The sequence below is a fragment of the Bacillus sp. FSL L8-0199 genome, assembly GCF_038005705.1.
Classification (GTDB): domain Bacteria; phylum Bacillota; class Bacilli; order Bacillales; family Bacillaceae_G; genus Bacillus_A; species Bacillus_A cereus.
The window spans coordinates 3,096,710-3,119,756 of sequence record NZ_JBBOTS010000001.1 but is presented as its reverse complement, the minus strand read 5'-3'; the positions used below and the strand labels follow the sequence as shown (position 1 = coordinate 3,119,756).

Below are 23,047 nucleotides of genomic sequence, written 5' to 3'. Positions count from 1 at the left end.
ATAATAATCTATGATTATGTAATTTTTATAATCTCTTATTTTGGAGTAGGGGATAAATCTTTAGCTAGATGAACAATTTCTTCAATAGTAAAGCTTACATCTTTATTATTGCGAATAACAAACAAATAATCAGCCTCATTTTCTATAGGATCTACCACATCATCGTGAAGTGATTCAGTTTATTGTCGATCAAATACTTCTTTGAAACTAGAATATCCACCTCTAAAAATATTGGTACTTCGCGTGCTTCGAGCCACTCTTTCGTAAAGTACATCATCTGGAATGTCAAAATGAACGAGTATGCGTACATATTCATTCTGTGGAAATAATTCGTTTAGTAAATATAACCTTCCATTTTTACTGCGATTGGAGTTACTAATAATAAGGTGTAAATTTGAATGTTCTTTCGCATAATCAACAATGAATTTTGAAAGACCGTGCTTAAATGTATTAGGGCCTTTAGCCGGCTGTAATTTTTCGTAATGCGTGTTAATAAATTCAGCTTGATTATCTTGATCCATAACGAAAGAGTGGGGTAACTCTTTTTCTAATGCTCTTGCAAATGTAGTTTTTCCACTGTGTGTTTTTCCAACTGTAATGATGACTAATCTTTTCATGACGCCCTCCATTTGTATTGTTATGAACTGGAATATTCGGTGTAGATCGAAATCTTCCTGCTAGAGATTACACAAATTGTTGAGCGTTAGTAGGCTGAAAACTTTACAAAAAAACTTATTTATGCTATAATTTACCGATATAAAAATAAAGTGTATAATAGGGTTCTCCTGGCCAGGGGAACCCTATTTTTGTTGTAAAAATGAAGGAGAGTGTATGTACGTGAAACAAGGTGAAGCAAGTGTAACGTCGTTAGTATCAGCTTTCAGCAGGGCATATCATAGTGAATTTGATAATCCGAAGGTCTTTGATGATTATATCGCTAAAGAATTCATATCGCCAAAAGAACGTAACAATATTGAAACGAACATGGTTCAAGGGATTCACTTTTTCAATACAGACATTGCAGAGCGGTTTCAAGACAATCCAAAAGAAATATTAAAATGGATTACACAAGTTCAGTTATCACCAACACCTTTAGCACGTGCCGCATATTGTGAAAGAGTATTACTACATGAAATTACATTAGGAGCGAAACAATACGTCATACTCGGTGCAGGCTTAGATACGTTCAGTTTTAGAAACCGAGAGTTAGAGAATAAAATAGAAATATTTGAAGTGGATCATCCTTCTACGCAGGCGTTTAAGAAGGAAAGAATAAAAGAAGTAGAACTTGAAGTTCCAAATAACCTTCATTTTGTTTCAATGGATTTTACGAAAGGATTTTCCTATGAACAGTTACGCAATGAAGGATTTGAAAATAAAAAGACTTTCTTTAGCCTTTTAGGTGTTACGTACTATTTAACGAAAGAGGAACTTGCTAGTTTAATAGAGTGCTTGTTTGAGATAGTTCCAGTAGGGAGTTCTATCGTTTTCGATTATCCCGATGAAAACTTATTTACGAAAAAAGGACTGTCCAATCGAGTTGAAAATATGGTGAAAATGGCTGCGGTAGGCGGAGAACCGATGAAATCATGTTTTTCTTATGCCGAAATGGAAGCACTGTTAGAGAAGGCGGGCTTACTCATTTATGAACATTTATCGCCAGAAGACATAAATAAATTATATTTTGAAGGACGAAACGATTATTTGAAAGCTTTTGAGACAGTGCATTATGTGCATGCGGTGAAAAGGTAGGAGATTAGTAGGCATGGGGAGGAATCTCTGTGTCTTTTTTTATAAAAAAGGAAATGAGCTGTAGTGGTGGAAAATATAATTATAAATATGTATAAATTAATGTTTTGTAGAAACTAAAGGGAAGGGGAAATAGAAGATGTTGAAATTACGAGGAAAATACAATGAAGCAAAAGTATATACTACGAATGTAGAAGAAACGGCAGCAGGTCAAATTATTGATCTTTGTAACCAAGAATTCGTAAAGGATAGCAAGATTCGTATTATGCCAGATACACATGCGGGTGCAGGTTGCACGATTGGGACAACAATGACAATTCAAGATAAGATTGTTCCTAATTTAGTCGGGGTTAACTAATCGGCTCAGACTTTAAACTACTCACTCAATTGACTGGGAACCCTAACGATAAAAGGCGAGGGCAATCAGCAGCCAGTGGTTATGGTGACATAATCGAATGGTTCAGAGACTTGTACCATGTTAGCAGACTAAGGTACAGAATTATTCCTCATCCATTTTGAGTTGAAGAGGAATAATTAATACGGTGAGCCTACAGTAGAGACTGCATATCTCGATGACTGTAGAGAAGGTATAGTCCACACTTTCAGGAAACTGGGAGGTAAGTACGATATTGGTTGTGGCATGGAGGTTGTTATAATTAATAAGAAAAAAGAGGAAATCAACTTCGATTACTTAGACGAAACGATACGTAAATTTGTCCCAAGTGGTTTTCGTATTCGAGATAAGGAACATAGATTTTCAAAAATGATTGATTTTGATAGTGTAAGAGCCCCGTTTACATTGCAACGTGCTCAAAAAAGTATTGGTACACTTGGCGGGGGCAATCATTTTGTCGAACTGAATGAGGATGATGAAGGAAATGTATACATTGTTATTCATAGTGGTTCGCGTAATTTAGGGAAACAAGTAGCAGAGTACTATCAAAACTTTGCTTACGAGCAACTTATAAACGTTAAATCTATTAAAGAAGAAATGATTGAGCGTTTAACGAAAGAAGGCAGACAACAAGAAATACATGAAGCTTTACGTGAAATTAAGAAACCGGTGATTCGTAAAGAATTAGCTTATTTAGAAGGACAAGGATTTAAAGATTACATGAATGATATGAAAATTGCACAAAAATATGCGGAGTTAAATCGTAAAGCAATGATTGATGAAATCGTCACTAAAATGGATTGGAAAGTAACAGATCAATTCACTACAATCCATAACTACATCGATATGGACAATATGATTCTAAGAAAAGGTGCTATTTCAGCTCAGAAAGATGAACGAGTAATCATTCCAATCAATATGAGAGATGGTTCAATCATTGCATTTGGTAAAGGAAATCCAGATTGGAACTTTTCTGGCCCTCATGGAGCAGGGCGTATTATGAGTCGCAAGAAGGCGAAAGAAGTACTTAACTTAGAGGATTTTCAAAATACAATGACAGAGGTTTGGACTACATCTGTTGCAGAAAGTACTTTAGATGAAGCACCAATGGTATATAAGCCAATGGATGAAATTATTGAGAATACAAAAGAAACAATTGATATTAAACATATTATTAAGCCACTTTACAATTTTAAGGCTAATTAAAAGAGGAGTAACGTTTATTAAAGAAAGAGAACTTGAAAAGATAGCATATTTTGTGGCGGTTATATAACAGAGATTAAAAAGACAACATATTAAACTAAGAGATTCATCATATTCATTTACATTTATGTAATGTTAAAGACTAGAAAGCTATATTGGCGCGAATTGCTAATTGTGGAGTGTGAAAAAAGACAAAATCTCTTAAAAAACACTTAATTTTTTATTCCATTAATCTTTACAATCTCCCCCTATAATGTGAATTGGACAAGCACCTAAGAGAAAGCAGAATATGTCAGTTTGTACATTCTATTATTAGGGGGAGAATTTGTATGAAAAAGACAGTTGCTTCGTTAGCAGTTATGGCGGCATTATTACCGACATTTTCAGCACATGCGGAAGGGAAAGAGCAAGTTCGAAAATCAGCTACAACTTTTAATGTTATTAGTGACATTCAAGGTGATTTAGGAGATTTTGATCACGTATTAAAAGATATGAATAAAGTAACGCCACTTTCTAGAGCGCTTATTATGAATGGGGATATAACGCCGACTGGACAACAGTCACAATATGATGATGTAAAGCGTGTGTTAAATAAAAATAAGCATCCGGAAAATGTATGGTCTACTGTGGGGAATCATGAGTTTTATGCTGGTAAATGGACAGCGGATGGGAAACTCTCTCAAAGTACATGGCCAAATGGTGTAACGGAAGAAACACTATTTGGTCGCTACTTACAATTTAGTGGACAAGAAAAGGTATATCATAAAAAAGAATTAGATGGCTATCCACTTTTATTTTTAGGAACTGAAAAATATATGAAATACCACGATTCAAAAATGTGGGACGAAGTATATATGAGTGATGAGCAATTAGGTTGGTTAAAACAAAATTTAGAAGAGTATAGTCAAAAAGATAAAAATAAGCCAATCTTTATTTTCTCTCATCACGTTTTACCTGATACGGTATCGGGATCAAGACAATCGCCGTATTTACAAGATTATTTAAACGTGGATAAATTGTACGATATATTAAAAGACTATCCGCAAGTTGTTTTCTTCACGAGCCATACGCATTGGGATTTAAACTTACCTGACTGGGCTGGTAAAAAGAAAATTAAAGGCGGAGATGAAAAAGGTTTCACTGTTGTAAATACGGGCGGGATTGAAACAGGCTGGATGTCAGCAGGACCAAATGGAGGAGAGAAAACTGCTCCAGATGGCTATTCATTTAAACAAGGGTTACAAGTGAAAGCATATGGTAACGATGTAATTGTGACAGCTTACGATTACAAACGTGATAAGGATATAAAGAAGTTATTAATTAGTGATTCAAAAATTGCGCAGATGGCACCAAATGTAACGGCAGATGATAGTAAAAATATAATTGTCGGTGCAACTGAATATATGGAGTATTCTATAGAAGGAACGAATGAGTGGCATACGTATAGTAAAGCAAATCCTCCGAAATTTAATGGAGATAAAGTCGTATACGTACGCCATAAAGGTGAAATGAATTTAGAGCCGGGATTAACACAGTTACTTCGTTTTTCGGTGAATAAGTGATTGGAGGGAGTCTGCATTTGAATGTGTGGGCTCTTTTTATTTTGTCACTTTTTGTCGGTAAGTCGATATATTTGAAAAACCGCCGATATAAATTTCATGTACCGAATTTTAATACATTTTTAACCGAGAAAGGTGACTTCACCATTTTTACGTGTAATAATAGTAACGTTACATATATTGTGAAAGAAGTACAAAAGGAGCGTTACAATGAATTTAGCTAAATTCCCGAGAAAAAAATATACAGAATCATATACACCAATTGAAAAGTTAAACAACTTTTCTGAAGCACTTGGTGGCCCGACTATTTATTTTAAACGAGATGATTTACTTGGTTTAACAGCTGGTGGCAATAAGACGAGAAAATTAGAATTTTTAGTTGCGGATGCACAGGAAAATGGTGCAGATACGTTAATTACAGCTGGTGGTATTCAGTCAAATCATTGCCGCCTGACACTGGCAGCTGCGGTAAAAGAAAAAATGAAATGTATCCTTGTATTAGAGGAAGGGCTTGAGCCAGAAGAGAAGAGAGACTTTAACGGAAACTATTTCTTATATCACTTATTAGGTGCTGAAAATGTAATTGTTGTACCGAACGGAGCAGACCTGATGGAAGAAATGCATAAAGTAGCAAAAGAAGTAAGTGAAAAAGGGAATACACCATATGTAATTCCAGTTGGTGGATCAAACCCTACGGGCGCTATGGGATACGTTGCTTGTGCGCAAGAAATTATGGCGCAATCATTTGAGCAAGGAATTGATTTCAGTTCAGTTGTTTGTGTAAGTGGTAGCGGCGGTATGCATGCTGGGTTAATTACTGGTTTTTCTGGAACACAAAGCCATATTCCTGTAATCGGGATTAACGTAAGTAGAGGAAAAGCTGAGCAAGAAGAGAAAGTAGCAAAACTTGTAGATGAAACTTCAGCACACGTTGGTATTCCAAACTTTATCCCGCGCGACGCTGTTACGTGCTTTGATGAATATGTAGGGCCAGGCTATGCGTTACCAACGCCGGAAATGGTAGAGGCAGTTCAGTTACTTGCGAAAACAGAAGGTATTTTACTTGATCCAGTGTATACAGGTAAGGCGGTAGCGGGATTAATCGACTTAATTAGAAAAGGTAAATTTAATAAGGAAGACAATATTTTATTCGTACATTCAGGTGGTTCACCAGCTTTATATGCGAATACTTCTTTATTTGCGTAAGTGTAAAAAGCATTGGGTATCCAATGCTTTTTTGTTATATACTGGAATTATCTAGAGGTGGGAGGATTATATGAACTCAAATTTAAAATGGATCATATATATGGTACTCGGCATTTCTATTCTATTAATCTTATTTGTGGCTTATGGGGTGTATTCTTATTTTACATTTTAAAACGTAATGGAAGTGAACCATAATGTAATGTATGTTATAGTTTGATATGTTAATTACTTACAATAATTTCTACAAGGAGAATACATAATGAGAGCAAAGAAACTAGTAACGTTAGCAGTTCCATTTATGCTGTTAGTCGGATGCGAGGTAGGAGATAAAGATTCTACTCATAAGACTGAGCAAACTAGTAAAGCAATAACGAAAACAGTAATTTCTGAACAACAGTATCCGTACTACATATGTGAGCAAGTGGTAGAGTTCCAATTTAAGAAGGATGAACTATTACTAAACTTAGGAGAATCCTTAAAGGACAAAGAAAAAGCAAAAGCTGTTTTAAAAACATCAAACGAGATAGATAAAATTTTAGACAATATGGAACACATAAAAGTACCTGATACATACAAAGACATTCACAAATCCATACAAGAAGGGGTAACAGAGGCAAGAAAAGCAACGAAGTTAATTAAGGATGCTGGTAAAGAAGATAAACAGAAGATTCAAGAAGCTACAATGAAAGGTACTGAATTTTTATCAGGTGTAGACGGAGAGCATTGGAAAAAAGCAATTTATGAGTTATCACAGGAAAACAAAGATGCTTATAGTAAAGCACTTGATAAGAAAGTAAAGGAGCACTCAAAGTAAAACGGCAACTTGTAACAATACATATCCACCTAAAATTTCCGCGAATGCTATGCTAGGAAGTTAGGTGGGAGATTACTGTCCTTAAATGTGGCTGATTAAAGCTACAGCCACATTCTCCTGTTCTAATTAACTAAAAGAAGAACTTCCCCATCCCGATTAGACTACTGATCATTCCTATTCCACTCATGGTGCCTTTTCCTGCTGCAAGTAAGTTTCCAATCATTCCCAGATGACCGTTACCTCCGTTATTTCCCCATCCCATTGGGGCCCACGGACCACCCCATCCTGGAGGGTTTCCAAAAACACCCGAGTTATTGGTATTGAAATGAAAAGGCTTGGCTGGCGGCGATAGTAAAGCTGCAAGATGACCTTGTGCGAACATCCCTGTATGATTGAATGGTTGCGCCCAGGGGAAGGGAGGTTTTTGAAAATTAAAACCTGCATGACCTGGTAATGGAGTCCAATTAGCAGGGTGACCTTGTGGTAGTATCTCTGCATAATTAATTGGCTGCTGCCCCCAAGAGAAGGGAGGAGGTTGGGGATTGGACCCCGTATAATTGGCTGATGAATCCCAACTAACTGGATAGACTCGGTAACTCCAATTCTCAGGAAGCTTCAAATCATTCATTACCTCAGATGTAGTTATTTCGGGCTGTGAATATAATGAAATTTGGTTAGTATATTGTTGCCCATTTCCCTTTGAATTCAAATACCAATATTGGTCCATACGCTTATTCTCCTCACTTTAAAAATGTAATGTTAGACTTAGCCTATGTAATATTCCTTTTTATGGATGGTTACATAACTAGATCTACAAGCCTGTATTTAAAGGAATGGGTGCGTAGTCTTTTTGATTTTTCTCGCTGCCTGTAAAATTCCCATTGATGTAAAGTTTCACTTTATTTTAGAAGGGGATTTTCAGTTGCTTCTTTTTTGTATTTCAGCCTAATTTAAATTCCGTTAACAAACATTTTTATAAAGGTTTAATCAACAAAAAGATTTTAAAATGGTATGTTGAGCAAGTGGAATTGCTAAAAAGAGAATATCCATTCGAAGAGTTTGGCAAAATACTGCAAGGGTAATATTTTCTTGTGCAAATATGTAAACGATTTAAACGAATCAATGAAATTTATAATGAAGGGGCAATTAAATATATGAGTGAAACATTACATAAAAGAAAACCACCATATGTAATGCTTGTAATCCTTTTTATTGGGGCATTTGTTTCATTTCTAAATAACTCCCTTTTAAATGTAGCCTTGCCATCAATAATGAAAGATTTAAACATTCAAGATTATTCAACGATCCAGTGGCTTTCTACAGGGTATATGCTTGTAAGTGGTATATTAATTCCGGCCTCAGCATTTTTAATAACGCGTTTCTCGAATAGGAGCCTATTTATTACATCTATGGTGATTTTTATTCTTGGTACTGCCTTAGCGGCTGTAGCACCTAACTTTGGTTTATTACTTACTGGTCGGATGGTTCAAGCGGCAGGCTCTTCAGTTATGGGACCTTTGTTAATGAATATTATGCTAGTAAGCTTTCCAAGAGAAAAAAGGGGAACAGCAATGGGGATTTTTGGACTAGTTATGATTACAGCTCCAGCAATTGGGCCGACACTATCAGGTTATATTGTAGAGTATTATGACTGGCGTTTGCTTTTTGAAATGATTTTACCGTTAGCAATCATTAGCTTACTGTTAGGGATTTGGAAATCTGAGAATGTCATGAAACAAAACAAAAATGCAAAACTTGATTATCTCTCATTACTATTATCTTCTGTCGGTTTTGGCGGTTTGTTATATGGATTCAGTTCTGCAAGCTCCGATGGTTGGACAAATAAAGTTGTCTTAACAACCTTAATCATAGGCGCTATTGCCCTAATTGCTTTCATTATTCGTCAATTAAAAATGGATGAGCCGTTATTGGATTTACGTGTTTACAAGTACCCAATGTTTGCACTTGCGTCTGTAATTGCAATTGTCAACGCGGTGGCCATGTTTTCGGGTATGATTTTAACACCAGCTTATGTACAAAACGTCCGTGGTATTTCGCCGCTGAGCTCTGGGCTGATGATGCTTCCAGGTGCGGTAATAATGGGGATTATGTCACCAATTACAGGTAAACTATTTGATAAATATGGTCCTCGGATTCTTGGCATAGTGGGGCTTTCCATTACAGCTGTTTCAACGTATATGTTGGCAAATCTGCAAATTGACTCTAGTCACACACATATTATTCTTATCTACACACTGCGGATGTTTGGGATGGCGATGGTTATGATGCCACTTATGACAAATGGTCTTAATCAATTGCCAACTCGCTTAAATCCGCACGGTACAGCTGTTAATAATACAGCTCAACAAGTGTCCGGTTCGATTGGTACTGCTATTCTTGTTACGATTATGAATTCTGTAACAAAAACGAAAGCTGAAAGTTTAATGTCTCATATAGATCCAACAACCTTCACAGAAACTACGAAGGCAATAGTAACTCAGAAAGCTTTATTATCTGGAATTCAATATTCATTTTATGTAGCGCTTGGCATGAATGTTGTTGCACTACTACTAGTTTTTTTCGTTAAACGTGTAGATACAAGTGCGGAAGCTGTCGAGAAGTTAAATCGGTAGAGAAGAATAAAACCTTAGATAATGATTCCTACAAGTTTTTTACTGCTAAGGCGCCGGTATTTAAAGCTGGAAAAGAACTAAAAGAAGCAGGGAAATAATTATATAGTAAAAGAGGACCTGATGTTCATATCAGGTCCTCTTTCACTAGTAACACGGTATATTTGCTTATCGTATTGGTTTAACTAAACTACTGATTTTTCGAATACTACAATCTTAAGAGCGTCAACTTCTTTGTTTTGGGGTGTTTTAGAAGAAAATGAATCAAAATAATCGTTTTTATAAACAAATACAAGAGATGAGATCCATTTGCAATTTCTCATAAACATTACAAGTTTAGATTATCTTTTAACCTCAACATTAAAAGGCTCCAACTATATTTATTCGCTTCATTTTAATTTAGTATTTTTCTACAAGTTATAAATCTAATTGCCAAGCTTATACGTAATATCATAATCATGAATAGTTAGGGAAAAGATAAAATAAGGTAATCAATTACATATCTTTATCCCAGGCGATTAGTTGCTATTTCCTCTTTATTAAATGGGATATGTTATTTCATGCTTTTTTGAAAGGGTGTTTTAAATGGAAAAAAAAGTATCTGCCATTCCTCAGCCGAAAACATATGGACCGCTGGGTAATCTCCCATTAATCGATAAAGATAAACCGACTCTATCGTTTATTAAGCTGGCGGAAGAGTATGGTCCCATTTTTCGAATTCAAACTTTAAGTGATGCCATAATTGTCGTTTCCGGACATGAACTGGTAGCAGAAGTCTGTGACGAAACACGGTTCGATAAAAGTATAGATGGTGCTTTAGCAAAAGTTCGTGCCTTTGCTGGAGACGGATTATTTACAAGCGAGACTCACGAGCCTAACTGGAAAAAAGCTCATAATATTTTGATGCCTACATTTAGCCAACGGGCAATGAAAGATTACCATGCCATGATGGTCGATATTGCTGTACAACTCGTTCAAAAATGGGCAAGACTGAATCCGAATGAAAACGTAGATGTTCCAGAGGATATGACTCGGCTTACGTTAGATACAATTGGTCTATGTGGTTTTAATTACCGATTTAATAGCTTTTATCGTGAGACACCTCATCCTTTTATTACTAGCATGACCCGTGCTCTAGATGAGGCGATGCACCAATTGCAGCGGCTGGATATAGAAGACAAACTTATGTGGAGAACGAAACGTCAATTTCAGCATGATATCCAATCTATGTTTTCTTTAGTAGATAATATTATTGCTGAACGTAAAAGTAGTGGAGATCAGGAAGAAAATGATTTACTTTCCCGTATGTTAAATGTGCCAGATCCGGAAACTGGTGAAAAATTAGATGATGAAAACATTCGTTTCCAAATTATCACTTTTTTAATAGCTGGGCATGAGACAACAAGTGGATTGTTATCTTTTGCAATTTACTTTTTATTAAAGAATCCGGATAAATTGAAAAAAGCCTATGAAGAAGTAGACCGTGTTTTGACAGATGCTACTCCAACATACCAACAAGTTATGAAACTGAAGTATATACGGATGATTTTAAATGAATCACTGCGTCTATGGCCTACCGCTCCAGCATTCAGTCTCTATGCAAAAGAAGATACAGTGATTGGCGGGAAATACCCAATTAAGAAAGGAGAAGATCGTATTTCTGTTCTTATTCCACAGCTACATAGGGATAAAGATGCATGGGGAGACAATGTGGAAGAATTCCAACCTGAACGATTTGAAGAGCTGGATAAGGTTCCTCATCATGCTTATAAGCCATTTGGAAATGGCCAGAGAGCATGTATCGGTATGCAATTTGCACTTCATGAAGCCACTCTTGTAATGGGAATGCTTCTTCAACATTTTGAATTAATCGATTATCAAAACTATCAGCTGGAAGTAAAACAAACATTAACGCTAAAGCCCGGCGATTTTAAGATTAGGATTCTACCCCGAAAACAAACTATTAGCCATCCTACTGTTCTTGCACCTACAGAGGACAAGCTGAAAAACGATGAAATTAAGCAGCACGTTCAGAAGACACCTTCTATTATTGGGGCCGATAATCTTTCACTTCTTGTTCTGTACGGCTCGGATACAGGTGTAGCAGAAGGTATTGCAAGAGAATTAGCGGATACAGCTAGTTTAGAAGGAGTTCAAACGGAAGTGGTAGCTCTTAACGATCGAATTGGAAGTTTGCCAAAAGAAGGAGCGGTACTTATTGTGACTTCTTCTTATAATGGAAAACCGCCAAGTAATGCAGGGCAGTTTGTGCAATGGTTGGAGGAACTAAAACCGGATGAGCTAAAAGGGGTTCAATACGCAGTTTTTGGTTGTGGAGATCATAATTGGGCTAGTACCTATCAACGGATTCCAAGATACATTGATGAGCAGATGGCTCAAAAAGGAGCAACAAGATTTTCTAAACGCGGAGAAGCAGATGCAAGTGGTGATTTCGAGGAACAGCTCGAGCAATGGAAACAAAGTATGTGGTCTGATGCAATGAAGGCATTTGGATTGGAGCTCAACAAAAATATGGAAAAAGAGCGCAGTACTTTGAGTTTGCAATTTGTCAGTCGTCTTGGAGGATCTCCTCTTGCACGAACATATGAAGCAGTTTATGCATCTATACTAGAAAATCGTGAACTCCAATCATCCAGTAGTGATAGAAGTACACGACATATCGAGGTATCCTTGCCAGAAGGCGCTACATATAAAGAAGGAGACCACCTTGGAGTGCTGCCAGTTAATAGCGAGAAAAATATCAACCGAATTTTAAAACGTTTTGGATTAAATGGGAAGGATCAAGTTATACTGAGTGCAAGTGGACGAAGTATAAATCACATACCTTTAGACAGTCCTGTTAGTTTATTGGACCTTCTTAGTTATAGTGTCGAAGTTCAAGAAGCAGCCACTCGTGCACAAATACGAGAAATGGTAACATTCACAGCATGTCCTCCTCATAAAAAAGAATTGGAAGCATTATTAGAAGAAGGAGTTTACCATGAACAAATATTAAAGAAACGGATTTCAATGTTGGACCTTCTTGAAAAGTATGAGGCTTGTGAAATCCGATTTGAACGCTTTTTAGAACTTCTTCCTGCGCTCAAACCGCGTTACTATTCTATTTCAAGCTCTCCACTCGTTGCACAGAATCGTCTGAGCATTACGGTCGGTGTTGTTAATGCGCCTGCATGGAGTGGGGAAGGGACATATGAAGGAGTCGCTTCTAATTACTTAGCTCAGCGTCATAATAAAGATGAGATTATCTGTTTCATTCGAACGCCACAATCAAACTTTGAATTACCTAAAGATCCAGAAACACCAATTATTATGGTTGGTCCAGGTACTGGAATTGCACCATTCCGTGGATTCTTGCAAGCGCGTCGTGTTCAAAAGCAAAAAGGTATTAACTTAGGACAAGCACATCTATATTTTGGTTGTCGTCATCCTGAAAAAGATTATCTTTATCGTACAGAACTAGAAAATGATGAAAGAGATGGATTAATCTCTTTACACACAGCTTTTTCTCGTCTAGAGGGACATCCAAAAACATATGTACAGCATTTAATAAAACAAGATAGAATCAATTTAATTTCGTTATTAGATAATGGAGCTCATCTTTATATATGTGGTGATGGAAGTAAAATGGCTCCGGATGTAGAAGATACCCTTTGTCAAGCATATCAAGAAATTCATGAAGTCAGTGAACAAGAAGCAAGAAATTGGTTGGATCGTGTGCAAGATGAAGGGCGATATGGAAAAGATGTTTGGGCTGGTATATGACTGTTTCTTAATTAGATACATATTAACTAATGAACTTCTTTCGAATAAATTTCACTTTATTAGTATAGTGTATTTAGATGAATAGTGATTAACTGGACTATTTAGTATCTACTAAATAAAAAACAGGACCTGATATGCATCTATCGGGTCCTGTTTCACATAGACATTATACATCGATATTTTCCACGCATTATTAATGTTTGTAATGTAGTTAGCCTTTTGAGTCAGCTATAAAATCAGATATTATTTTTTCAATATCGAAAGGAGTAATCCCTTTATCCAAAGAAAAAATGCTTTCTGCTTCTTCGATGTCTTGAACGAGTTCACCTCTAGCTTCAATATGTAATCGGAACAAGTCATATAAATTCGGTTTAACTAAATTAGTTAAAGCCTTTCCAACTAGTATCATACCTTTTTGATTAGCCTCGATGGTATTATCATAAGTTAGATCTCTTGTAAGAGACAAATCTGTCCAAATCAATTTTCGTTCCTTTAAGTCTAAAATAACTGGAATAGAGATTTGGGTGTCGGCAGTAATATCCACTTTATCTTGAACAGTAGAAGGTTCAAATATTTCACCTGAACCAGGATATTGACGAACCATCCAACCAGTAAAGCATTCTGGTAAATCTTTATACGGTTGGTCTGTGTAAGAAAGCAAAGTCATGACTACATAGCGTGCACCATATTTCAACACAGACGGAATATCGAAATCAATGAATTCAGATGCCCCCTTTGGTGCAGAAGTAATATCTCCGCTATGGTAGGCTTTGAAATTTTTTGAACGTAAGTTCGTGAAGGATACATGTTCTTTGTATTGCCAATCTTCGTCGTACATTGCAGCAGATAAATCAATGTCAACACGTCCTGTATGTTGTCCATTCACATAGCCTTCTTTCCACCATAGGAAAAAACGAATCGTATCTCCTTCTGGCAAATCTACTTTACTTCCTCGAGATAATGTGCGAAGCGCTTTGCTGGCTGAACGTTGAGAGAAGGGAACTAAGTGATTTTTTAACTGTTCATCCAAAAATACTTTTCCGAGACTTGGAAGTTCTGCGAAGCGATTTTTTAAAGTATCTTCACACATTTTTACAATCATTAAACAAATATCCTCTGAGATAAATGGAAGTGTATTTTCAATACCTATAGCTTTTGCTACATTTCCCTTTGGAAAAAAGGTGCGAAATTCATTTTTATCATTTCGATGCTTAAAATGAGCTGTGAGTTGAAGTAATACAGGAGTAGAAACGTTTCCTATTATACTTAGAAAATCTTCGAGAATATTGAAAACATCTGTTGACTTATCACTACATAAACGGATTAAATGATCCAAGCGTCTGGCAAATTCCCCCGGGCGAGTTTTTAAAAGATTTTTTGCTGTCATGATATCACGATTCAACAAAGCTGCTTCTATTTTTCCATTAAATGTTTCAACTTTAATGTTGTTGCGAAGAATCTCAAATGCTCGGTGAGTTTTTGGGAAACGAGTATGATATTCTGCTGGATGAAGAATTTCACCTAAACGAATCCAACGTTTTTTGTATCGAAGCATATCTTCGGTAATGTTTCCGCATTGCTCTAACAATCCTAAAAGGAAGCGTCTTTCTGCTCGGTTAAACTTCTTGAATCGGACGGAGGATGCTAAACTCACATCCCCTTCAGATAAAGCAACTGCAAGGCGAAGAACATCAGTTGCTGTTTTAAAATACTTTGCAGCAGCATCGGCTGATATTTTTCTGTTTATTAATAAAACCCCAATTATAAAAGACATATTTTCCTTATGAGGAATTACATTAGGTAGAAAACAGGAAACATCTTCAGTGTGTGTAATAGCCCATTCTACATCCGTCTTATCAGTTGAGGAAATAGAGCTGTTTGCACTAATCAATTGAGAAATCATTTGATTGAAATCTTCTTCACTTCCTAAGTCAATAACTTTCAAATCAACTCTATCTAAAAGAGGGAGTCGTTCTTCTACTTTTGATACAGGTAGGCGCAACGTCACATAATGAATAATAGCATTAATGTATAAATCAGCGTCACTTAAATCCATCATTTGTTGCGGAAAGTTTGGATACATAGGAGTAAACTGAATATGTGCTCCAACCATTTCTTTTAAATGTTTTACCAACTCTTTGTAAAACGATGTGAATGCATCAACCGAAAGTGTTTGCAACTCTTCTATTAAAGGCTCGGAAAAAGTAAATCCTAAATTTTCCAAGTTTTTTAAAACAGTGGCTAAATAAATGTTCGGTAGTTTATTTTCTTCTCTTTTTATAATTACTTTCAAACTTCTTCTTATGTAAATAGAATTTTTCATGAGAACGCCAGCTATTCACGCCTTATAAAAGAGGGGAATAGTCTGACTGTCCTCCTTTCAGTGGTAGATTTTTATTTTTATATGTATAAACACACTAATTGTAGAAAAATGTACAGAGGGTACATAGCTATTTTTTAGTGGAAAATTAGGGATATAACATTTAGTTGTTAAGTGGTAATTTGTTAATTAAGAAAAGAAAACCTCTACATCAATGGTTGATAAACTAAAGTTTATGCAATCCCAAAGAAGAAAGAGGTTTTATAGTCTAATTATTTTTCATAGGGAATTGACAACTCTAAAACAATTTGAAATTTCTACAAAGAAGGAAGAATTGTCATAGCCTATGTGTTTAGCAGGAAAGTAACATCCCTATTTGGCCAAAGAAGTTAGAAGGAAGGAACGTCATAGCCTGCTTTATTAGTATATTCTCTTGCGAAGAGCAATTCAAGTATACTGTCTGATTTTTTATTTTTTTCTTAAAGGGGAATTTTCATGATTATCCCGCATTAACGGGCAGCCAGATTGGTGAGGGCTGATTAAAGTTTCACTTTATAAATAGGGAGACCATCACATGCTCTTTTTATAATACTATTACGGGAGGATTTTTATTTTTGATATATTATACCATTTATTTAATGGTATAATATGGTATGTGTTCTGTGGAATGGAGTTGAATGAGTATTATAAATACAAAAGGTGAAATAAAAAAAACAAAAAGAAAAGTATTACTAACTATACTTACTATGTTAGTAATTATAATTGGATTTGGATATTGGAAACTTTTTAGTTTGCAAGGTGTTCCAAAAGGGGAATTCATTCGAACAGTGAAATCTCCAGATGGAAAATATCTCATCAAGACTTATTTTCATAATGCAGGATCATTAAGTGCGGATGCTGTTAGGGGTGAATTAGTTAACCTTGATACAGATTCAGAGAAAAATATATATTGGAACTATCCAGATACAGATCCATATATTGAATGGGTAAATAAGAATATTGTTAGAATTGGAGATCAAACTTTAGATGTTTCACAGAAAGAAACCTATGATTGGCGTGATGACGATAAGCACGTTAAAGAAATGCCTAAACAGTTTATTAGATAAAATAAGAAAAATTAAATTTATTTAATCTTATTCGTTTAACTATAGATAGGATTATATGAGCGAAAAAGTCCATTTAGATTTTCTAAATGGACTTTTTTAGGTTTCTAGATACGACTACTGATAAAAATGGAACAAACTTGTTATTTAGGTTGTCTATTAAGTATACGTATAAAACAGGGGTTCATGATAGTTCACTCATTTTATGAAAAGTGAGATGCAAGAGAGTGATATCCGATACACTCTTTAATTGTATCGATATGTATAACACCTAAAAAAACATATATTCTTGAAAGAGGTTGAAAATGTATGATAGTCTTAAACAAGTTTTTTAACATTTTACATTACAAAAAGGTGGTACCTGTAGTATTCCTTTCATGTGCAACGCTTATAGGCTGTTCCGATGGTAATACTCAATCTGAATTATCTAAACAAACAAAACAAACAAAACAAACAAATCAAACCAAACAAGAAACTACCGGTAATGATTCTTTTGTTAAACTTGAAAAAGAATTTGATGCTAAACTCGGTATTTATGCATTGGACACTGATACGAATCAAACCGTTACTTATCAATCAGATGAACGGTTTGCATACGCATCTACCCACAAAGCTTTAGCTGTGGGAGTACTTTTACAAAAGAAATCAATAGAAGATCTAAATCAAAGAGTTTTGTATACCCGTGAAGATCTTGTTAATTATAATCCAATTACAGAAAAGTATGTTGATAGTGGTATGACCCTGAAAGAGCTTGCAGATGCTTCTCTTCGATATAGTGATAATACTGCACAAAATCTTATTCTTAAACAATTAGGTGGACCTAGTGAATTCAAAAAATCACTAAGAGAAGTAGGAGACACCGTTACAAATCCTGAACGTTTTGAACCAGAATTAAACGAAGTACATCCAGGAGACGTACATGATACTAGTACCCCAAAGGCATTAGCTACTAGTCTTCAGGCTTTTACGCTAGGAGATGTACTTTCAACTGAGAAACGGGATTTATTAATAGATTGGATGAAAAGGAATACTACGGGAGACAACTTAATTCGTGCTGGAGTTCCAGGAGGATGGGAAGTAGCTGATAAGACGGGATCGGGATCTTATGGAACCAGAAATGATATCGCAATTATTTGGCCACCAAATAAAAAGCCAATTGTTCTTGCGATACTTTCTAATCATGATAAAGAGGATGCTAAATACGATGATAAGCTTATTGCAGAAGCAACCAAGATAGTGTTAGATGCTTTAAAAGTGACAAATAAATAATAATAGTAACTAGTTATTATTATTTTCCCGGTTTTTCGTCACAATATTGTGAGTCATGATTTTGCTAGCGGACTAATGTTTATGGGGTTCTTCGTTGGAGTTGCATTTTTAGCAATGATGGAAAGTTGCTTAATGTTTAAAGTTCTGTCGGGAGCATCAAAAGATGTGGCACGTTATCAAATGCTTTGTAAATTTGTTGTCCGCCGAGAATTATTAACAAAATTAATCTATAAAGAGTTATACTTCATATTTTATTCCCAGCAATTGTCGGGATTACTCATATATTATTTGGTATGAACATGGTTAGTCCTATTTTAATCGATCCGTACTCTCGTATTTGGTTACCACTTGTTATTTTTGTAGTAATTTACTCGATTTATTACTTGATTACAGTTCAATTATATAAAGGAATTGTACTCCCGAGAAAAGATTAATGTAATGGTGCTATTTATCCCGCTATTTGCCGGACAGTAAGACCCCCACCTCAAAATTCACCGGAAGCAAAGAAGTTAGGTAGGGGCGGCCTGCCCGTAAAAACCCGATTGGTGAGGGCTGATTAAAGTTTCACTTTATCCTTTACTGTACCTTGTAACTACATTTTACCTTGCTGTAAAGAAACAAAAAACACTTTTTTATTCAATAATTCCAATTTCTAGAGCCTTTTGAACAGCTTCTTCTTTGTTAGAGACTCCTAGCTTTGTATAAGCTGTAGAAGCATAATTTCTGACCGTGCCATTTGACAAATATAACCTTGATGCTATGGTAGTGTATCGAAGTCCCTTTGCTACTAGCTGTAATATTTCTATCTCCCTAGCTGTTAGCTCATAAGCGGCTGCTTTTGATTGTGGTGTCTCTTTTTGCTCATCGAACTTCTCAAATATTTTGTGAGACATTCCCTGATCAATCAGTGTTCCACCTTTGTGAATAAGTCGGATCGTATTAGCTAGCTCCAACGTTTCAATAGATTTAAGTAAAAAGCCATCCGCACCGTTGCGAAGTGATTCCAACGCCTGTTCGGTATCCTGAAACGTTGTGAAAATTAATACGCGGATATGTGGCCATTGTTGCTTGATTTTTTTGGTTGCTTCGACTCCATCCATGTGCTGCATATCTAAATCCATAAGTATAACATGGGGTTGAAGGCGCCCACACAAATCGATGGCTTCATTGCCATCTTCAGCTAAACCGACTACATTTAAATCTTCATATCTATCGAGTAGTGTCCTCAAACTTTCCCGGACAAATGGCTGATCGTCTACAATTAACAAACGAATAAGTCCATCTTTTATTTCAGTTTGTCGCGGTATGGTACAAGTAACAAGCATTCCTTCCTCTGGCTTTGTATATACAGACAATTGACCTTGCAAGTTCATTGCTCGTTCTTTCATCGCATTCATACCGAAGCCTTCCTGCCATTCTACATTTCCTTTTCCATTATCTTGAACTTCTAATCTCGTATATTGTTGTTCAAACTGCAATGAAACTATAATTTCAGTTCCCTGACCATGGCGTACTGCATTCGTAAGGGACTCTTGTAAGCAACGAATGAACGCTATCTTTGCTTGCCGAGACAATTCATATTCCTCTCCGTATGCTCGAAAACTTACATTAACCTGAGCGTGCTCCTGAAATTCGGCTCCAAGATTTTGGAGAGATTGAATTAAGGAAGGCGATTGACACGGAGAATCCATTTGATGTAGGTAACCTCTCACGTCCTCGATGCTTTTCCGTCCCATTTCAAGCAGAGAATCTAGCCTCTGTATACCCATTTCAGTAGCAAGTTCGGTGCGCAACGTTTCCATCCCCATAATAATAGAAGTATAAGCGTGACCAACTGTATCATGAAGCTCACTCGACAGTCTGTTCCGTTCTTCCGCCAGTGTGATGCGTTCAATCTGAGACATATATTGCTCAAGTACCGCGTTTTGTTTACGAATTGATTCATTTTGTTTATGATTGACGATTAATAAATGAAAAGCGAAGCCCATTACATATGCGAATCCATAATAGGTGACCATAACCCAATAGCTATTACTTGGCGCAACCGCATAGAAAATTCCAGTCGTTATAAAAACTGTTATTGGAGCTGTCCAATAATAGGACAAATGCTTACTATTCGCAGCAATTAGAAACACTGATATAAGAAATATGTTGTAAGCTTCCGGAAATAATGAGGTTAAATATATACATTGTCCACCATATAGCAGTATTTCTGTGAACAAATAATATTTATAATTGAATAGTAAGGCTACCCATGGAACAGAGAAGGCAATAATTTCCCAAAGAATAATAATCCAAAGTGGTAATGTTAAACCATCCTGAAAATTTAATGTAGCTAGGATGATAGACACACTAGTAAGTAGACGTATCCCTAACATAATCCAATCGTACCAAAACCAATACTTAACCATATCTAACAAGTTCTTTACCCCCTAAATAGCCTACCATTTTCTTCCTATATTATAATTTAATCCTTCCTGCCTTATTATACTTTTTAATTTAAAACTACGATACTACTCACAGACTGCAAACTTTTATTGATTTAGTTGCCGAATCATACTACGTGTATAGCCCCCAATTTTCTTTGTCAAACCTTCTACTATTCTAATACTTATGGCGGTAAATACTATCCCCATAAACATTACAAAGAGTGACTTGGCAAAAGTATCTATCTGTATGAATATAATATTCATATCGATGTATCGATACAGTAGTGGTGCCAACAGGAGCATAAGTGGCATTACATAAAAAATGATTGCACTAATGAGACTGAAAATGCCAATCACTAATTTCTGCATTAACCAAAAGACAGCAGACCAAGTACGACGATCTGTAAGCACTAATTTCACCTGAGCCCAGTTCGATGTATCTATTGTTATACTTTTATCATAAGAGTCTGTTGAAATATCTGTATAAATTTTCGTCTGTATGCGCTCGAATTGGATAAAAGGTGTCGTAGTCTGTAGTACGCGCATAATTAATGGAATCCCAACAACAGTAAATGAAAGGGTGAAACTAAATAGCAGAGCTATAAGATAAAAACAAAAATAAAACAATCCTGTAACGAAAGTTAGCAATAAAAAATAACCATTCTGGATGAATTTTGATTTCATAAAGTTCATCGCTCCTATCTATGTAATAACCGAATTGTACGGCTTTTTTTGTCATTCTCACTAGTGTAAAAGTGTCATATGACAGTTCTAAATGATATTAAAAAGGGGGAGAGCAGTTTACTTCTAGTTAACAAAGATGCTTTTATCCCGCTATTTGCCAGGCAGTAAGACCCCCGCCTCAAAATTAAGCGTTAGGTGGGGGGGCAGGCTGACGGTAAACGCACGATTGGTGAAGGCTAATAATAAGTGGGGGATGAACAAAAACTTGCTGATTAAAGTTTCACTTTATTAATCCCCACAAAACAATCCCGTTCTTACATCTGCAAGAACGGGATTGTTTTGTACTTTTATTTAATATGAGATGGACTTGTTTTTCGAATATGAAAAATAATATCAAATTGCTCAAGCAATGAAGTATCAAAGTATACCGAACTGTTGGGGATGATTTGTCCTCCTATACTTAGTAATGGTCTTTTTGCTTTAACCCATTTCTCTGCTGGTCCTTTAAGGTGACGGTTATCCAATAAAAACATGTTATATGGTACTTTTCCGAGGGTATAATTGAAACTATTTACATTTTGTGGAATCGCACGCGATGTAATTTTACCTCCAGTGGAAGGATCATATTCACTGTATAAGGTGAAATTCCCCTCCGTAGTTGTACTACCAATTGTGACATAATTATTGTTTAAACGTTCCTTTAAAAACTGCCCCGCAACATCAGGATATAATTGCTCATCGATAATTCCTTTAGCTATATGAATATTGTGTCCCCATACCATCGTTTTACCACCAAATGTCTCTTGTGCCCACATTGCATGATCGGCCAAGTATTGCTCATGTAGCTTTATCATACTTGGATAGTCGCTAGGAAGTAGCATTGTGGTAAATTTCTCTATTGCACTTGCCGTTGCTTTCGCCCAGATGTACTCAGGTGAAACTATTTCTGTGTTGGCTTGCTCACTCTCATCTTTTAGTAATCGAGCTACCCTCTCAGCATTTCCTTTGAACTTTTCTTTTATTTCAGGAGCAAGTTTTATATATTCCTGTATACTTTCAGTAAAAGACGATAATTCTTTATAATTTTCTTCTACTTCTGCCAACAAATCCGGTCGATGCACCCTTACATAATCAATTACTTTATTAAAGCTGCCTTGGTCCAACGTTTTTAAGTCGAGCCCAATAAATTGGATCTTTTTTTTATTGGATGGATCAGCATTATAATCTTTCATCCACTCAATCATGGCTATAATTTCATCAGTAGGATATAACAATTTTAAAAATTCTCTAGGGTTTCCTTTTCCTGTTTGGATATATTCATTTAGTTTTAAGCCGTTTCCCCAATCTTCTTCCATTGTGAAATTTGTAAAACCCATCTCAGTAACCAAATATTTCACAAGGCGAAACTTCATAGTGAAAATTTCAGAGCTTCCATGAGTATTCTCTCCTAATCCTACATATTGTGCGCTCCCAATCATTTTCTTAAGTGGTTTTAAATCCTCAAATGATTTTGACGGCTCTATCGTTTTTAATGGGTAAGCCTGTGATTGTATGGATTTAACTATATTTTTTTGTATTGATTGACTTGAATTTTCGACTGCTACTGTTTGAGCGTTACCTACTTCTACACCTCCTGTGACTAATAAAGCTGTACTAACCATTGCAATTATTCTTTTCTTATTCATTTTTTCCACCTCAATTGAATTATTTGTAAAGCAAGATTGATTCATTGTACTTGCACGAATCAATTGCCTTAATTCAATTGTTATCTATTCCATATCATATTCTCTAGTTACATATTGTCATGAGGTTAATTGACACAGGTCATAGACTAATCATTACACTTTTGTACTATCCGCTATGACAACTTATAAATAATAATCACATTGATGAGTCGTAAGTAA

15 protein-coding genes and 2 pseudogenes are annotated in these 23,047 nt (G+C 35.8%); 11 read left to right on the top strand and 6 right to left on the bottom strand.

The features are described from left to right. Positions 1-35 precede the first annotated feature (35 nt). Positions 36-617: pseudogene (locus NST86_RS16125) on the bottom strand (ATP-binding protein). Positions 618-831: 214 nt separating this feature from the next. Here NST86_RS16125 and NST86_RS16120 point away from each other — a divergent pair. From NST86_RS16120 to NST86_RS16095, 6 genes are all read left to right on the top strand, one after another. Beyond that, complete coding sequence (locus NST86_RS16120) at positions 832-1,752, top strand: class I SAM-dependent methyltransferase (RefSeq protein WP_086423260.1); 921 nt, start codon at positions 832-834, stop codon at positions 1,750-1,752. Positions 1,753-1,888: 136 nt separating this feature from the next. Then, positions 1,889-2,107, top strand: a complete 219-nt coding sequence (locus NST86_RS16115; protein WP_000916247.1) for an RtcB family protein — start codon at positions 1,889-1,891, stop codon at positions 2,105-2,107. Positions 2,108-2,389: 282 nt separating this feature from the next. Further along, the gene (locus NST86_RS16110; protein ID WP_016118245.1) at positions 2,390-3,349 is read left to right on the top strand and encodes an RNA-splicing ligase RtcB; all 960 of its coding nucleotides are present in this window, start codon (positions 2,390-2,392) and stop codon (positions 3,347-3,349) included. 326 nt (positions 3,350-3,675) lie between these two features. Next, positions 3,676-4,908 (top strand): DUF4073 domain-containing protein, encoded by a 1,233-nt coding sequence (locus NST86_RS16105; RefSeq protein WP_016118244.1) that lies wholly within the window; start codon positions 3,676-3,678, stop codon positions 4,906-4,908. Between the two features lie 207 nt (positions 4,909-5,115). Next, a complete protein-coding gene (locus NST86_RS16100; RefSeq protein WP_001046613.1) occupies positions 5,116-6,111 on the top strand; it encodes a D-cysteine desulfhydrase in 996 nt (331 codons plus the stop codon). Between the two features lie 259 nt (positions 6,112-6,370). Next, the gene (locus NST86_RS16095) at positions 6,371-6,925 is read left to right on the top strand and encodes a hypothetical protein (protein WP_001201801.1); all 555 of its coding nucleotides are present in this window, start codon (positions 6,371-6,373) and stop codon (positions 6,923-6,925) included. A 130-nt stretch (positions 6,926-7,055) separates the two neighbouring features. Here the strand turns inward: NST86_RS16095 and NST86_RS16090 are convergent, their stop codons facing one another. Further along, complete coding sequence (locus NST86_RS16090) at positions 7,056-7,652, bottom strand: hypothetical protein (protein WP_086423261.1); 597 nt, start codon at positions 7,650-7,652, stop codon at positions 7,056-7,058. Positions 7,653-8,079: 427 nt separating this feature from the next. Between NST86_RS16090 and NST86_RS16085 the strand changes: the two genes are divergently transcribed. Further along, positions 8,080-9,558, top strand: coding sequence for a DHA2 family efflux MFS transporter permease subunit (locus tag NST86_RS16085; protein WP_061663772.1), 1,479 nt, complete (start codon positions 8,080-8,082; stop codon positions 9,556-9,558). Positions 9,559-10,140: 582 nt separating this feature from the next. Beyond that, positions 10,141-13,338 (top strand): bifunctional P-450/NADPH--P450 reductase, encoded by a 3,198-nt coding sequence (cypD, locus tag NST86_RS16080; RefSeq protein WP_016118240.1) that lies wholly within the window; start codon positions 10,141-10,143, stop codon positions 13,336-13,338. A 211-nt stretch (positions 13,339-13,549) separates the two neighbouring features. On the opposite strand, the gene NST86_RS16075 is transcribed toward cypD, so the two are convergent. Continuing rightward, positions 13,550-15,661, bottom strand: a complete 2,112-nt coding sequence (locus NST86_RS16075) for a TerD family protein (RefSeq protein ID WP_000798021.1) — start codon at positions 15,659-15,661, stop codon at positions 13,550-13,552. A 674-nt stretch (positions 15,662-16,335) separates the two neighbouring features. Here NST86_RS16075 and NST86_RS16070 point away from each other — a divergent pair. The 3 genes and pseudogenes from NST86_RS16070 to NST86_RS16060 form a co-directional block, all read left to right on the top strand. Continuing rightward, entirely contained in the window at positions 16,336-16,764 is a 429-nt protein-coding gene (locus tag NST86_RS16070) for a DUF5412 domain-containing protein (RefSeq protein ID WP_000022538.1), read from the top strand. A 306-nt stretch (positions 16,765-17,070) separates the two neighbouring features. Further along, on the top strand, positions 17,071-18,030 hold the full coding sequence (gene bla, locus NST86_RS16065; RefSeq protein ID WP_227593152.1) for a class A beta-lactamase: 960 nt from the start codon (positions 17,071-17,073) through the stop codon (positions 18,028-18,030). Positions 18,031-18,075: 45 nt separating this feature from the next. After that, a pseudogene (locus NST86_RS16060) lies at positions 18,076-18,464 on the top strand (ABC transporter permease); the annotation flags it as partial. Positions 18,465-18,662: 198 nt separating this feature from the next. Here the strand turns inward: NST86_RS16060 and NST86_RS16055 are convergent. The 3 genes from NST86_RS16055 to NST86_RS16045 form a co-directional block, all read right to left on the bottom strand. Further along, positions 18,663-20,450: a helix-turn-helix transcriptional regulator gene (locus NST86_RS16055; RefSeq protein WP_086423263.1), complete on the bottom strand. Its 1,788-nt coding sequence runs from the start codon at positions 20,448-20,450 to the stop codon at positions 18,663-18,665. Between the two features lie 114 nt (positions 20,451-20,564). Next, on the bottom strand, positions 20,565-21,143 hold the full coding sequence (locus NST86_RS16050; RefSeq protein WP_086423264.1) for a sensor domain-containing protein: 579 nt from the start codon (positions 21,141-21,143) through the stop codon (positions 20,565-20,567). 347 nt (positions 21,144-21,490) lie between these two features. After that, positions 21,491-22,828: an erythromycin esterase family protein gene (locus NST86_RS16045; protein ID WP_086423265.1), complete on the bottom strand. Its 1,338-nt coding sequence runs from the start codon at positions 22,826-22,828 to the stop codon at positions 21,491-21,493. Positions 22,829-23,047: the final 219 nt, after the last annotated feature.

Bases quoted from the DNA above. Each gene is read 5' to 3' on its own strand.
- NST86_RS16120 (WP_086423260.1), top strand. From the start codon at position 832: ATGTACGTGAAACAAGGTGAAGCAAGTGTAACGTCGTTAGTATCAGCT.
- NST86_RS16115 (WP_000916247.1), top strand. From the start codon at position 1,889: ATGTTGAAATTACGAGGAAAATACAATGAAGCAAAAGTATATACTACG.
- NST86_RS16110 (WP_016118245.1), top strand. From the start codon at position 2,390: ATGGAGGTTGTTATAATTAATAAGAAAAAAGAGGAAATCAACTTCGAT.
- NST86_RS16105 (WP_016118244.1), top strand. From the start codon at position 3,676: ATGAAAAAGACAGTTGCTTCGTTAGCAGTTATGGCGGCATTATTACCG.
- NST86_RS16100 (WP_001046613.1), top strand. From the start codon at position 5,116: ATGAATTTAGCTAAATTCCCGAGAAAAAAATATACAGAATCATATACA.
- NST86_RS16095 (WP_001201801.1), top strand. From the start codon at position 6,371: ATGAGAGCAAAGAAACTAGTAACGTTAGCAGTTCCATTTATGCTGTTA.
- NST86_RS16090 (WP_086423261.1), bottom strand. From the start codon at position 7,652: ATGGACCAATATTGGTATTTGAATTCAAAGGGAAATGGGCAACAATAT.
- NST86_RS16085 (WP_061663772.1), top strand. From the start codon at position 8,080: ATGAGTGAAACATTACATAAAAGAAAACCACCATATGTAATGCTTGTA.
- cypD (WP_016118240.1), top strand. From the start codon at position 10,141: ATGGAAAAAAAAGTATCTGCCATTCCTCAGCCGAAAACATATGGACCG.
- NST86_RS16075 (WP_000798021.1), bottom strand. From the start codon at position 15,661: ATGAAAAATTCTATTTACATAAGAAGAAGTTTGAAAGTAATTATAAAA.
- NST86_RS16070 (WP_000022538.1), top strand. From the start codon at position 16,336: ATGAGTATTATAAATACAAAAGGTGAAATAAAAAAAACAAAAAGAAAA.
- bla (WP_227593152.1), top strand. From the start codon at position 17,071: ATGATAGTCTTAAACAAGTTTTTTAACATTTTACATTACAAAAAGGTG.
- NST86_RS16050 (WP_086423264.1), bottom strand. From the start codon at position 21,143: ATGAAATCAAAATTCATCCAGAATGGTTATTTTTTATTGCTAACTTTC.
- NST86_RS16045 (WP_086423265.1), bottom strand. From the start codon at position 22,828: ATGAATAAGAAAAGAATAATTGCAATGGTTAGTACAGCTTTATTAGTC.